This window comes from Frankia sp. AiPa1, from assembly GCF_023243075.1.
GTDB lineage: Bacteria > Actinomycetota > Actinomycetes > Frankiales > Frankiaceae > Frankia.
Window position 1 is genome coordinate 1 of sequence record NZ_JALKFZ020000014.1, and the last position, 1,244, is coordinate 1,244.

Below are 1,244 nucleotides of genomic sequence, written 5' to 3' on the forward strand. Positions count from 1 at the left end.
TGCCTTGTCAGGCCACGTTCGCCCGCTTGACGATGTCCCGCAGCTTCTGATCTTCGACGTGCTGGTTCCGCCAGTCGATGTAGTCGTAGATCATCTGGTTCTGGGTGTCGTGGTCGGCGTGGTCGGTGCCGTTGAGGGTGAAGTGCCGCAGCGCGGTGAACTGGGCCTCGATGCGGTTCAGCCAGCTGGAGTACGTCGGGGTGTAAGCGAACTCGACGTTGTTGGCCGCGGCCCAGTCACCGACGCGGCTGTCCTTCTTCGTGGTCTTGTGCGGAGAGTAGTTGTCGCAGACGATCGCGATCCGCTTGTCCGGCGGGTACTGCGCGCGCAGGTAGGCACAGAACTCCAGGAACGTCGTGCGGTCCTTGACCATCCGGATCTTTCCGTCGAGCCGGTCGTCGCCCAGATGGTAGGCCGCGAGCAGGTGACGCACACCCTGGGTACGTGTATAGGTCGCCCGCATCCGCGGCCTGGGCTCGCGTTGCGGGTCCTTGTTCTTCCCACCGACCTCGGCCCACTGCGACCCGGGGTGGGGCTGGAGGTTCAGCGGGCCGAACTCGTCCACGCAGACGACCACGTCGGGTTCCTCGGGGTCGGCTGGGTCGGGGCTGACCTGCCCGTCCACGAGGGCGTAGAGATGCTCGATCCGGGCTTTCTTCGCCTCGTAGTCCCGGTCGGTGGAGGCCTTCCAGGTCTTTATGCGTTGAAAGGAGACGCCCTCCTGGCGGAGCAGTGCCCGCAGGCCCTCGTGGCTGATGTCGTCGACCACCCCCTCGGTGACCAGGAAGTCCGCGAGCTTGCGCAGGCTCCAGGTCGAGAACGGCAGACCGTGCTCGGTCGGCTTCGACTTCGCGATCTTCTTGATGTCCTGGCGCTGCGGCAAGGTGAACGTCACCGGCCGTCCGCCGCGGTATTTCGGGTAGAGCGAGTCGAACCCGTCAGCGTTGAAGTTGTGGATCACGTCGCGGACCCGGTCAGGGGACGTGAAGGTCACTTCGGCGATCTTGTCGGCCGGCATTCCCTGGGCCGACAGGAGAATCATCTGTGCCCGCCGCCAGGTCACCACGGACCCGGACGTGCGGCGCACGATCCGTAGCAGCCTCTGCCCCTCGTCCGGATCGATCTCCCGGACCCGCACCCGCTCCGCCACACCCCAGATCGTCGGCCCCGCCGCGGCACAGGCGCGGGACCCAGGCCGGCGCGCCGTCCACAACTCAGGGCAAACCTTGCCGGACGCGGCACTA

1 protein-coding gene is annotated in these 1,244 nt (G+C 66.4%); it reads right to left on the reverse strand.

Annotated features, from left to right (window positions below; all coding sequences use genetic code 11):
* Positions 1 to 7: 7 nt before the first annotated feature.
* On the reverse strand, positions 8 to 1,244 hold a 1,237-nt coding region (locus MXD95_RS04035), incomplete at its 5' end, for an IS630 family transposase (RefSeq protein WP_308301439.1).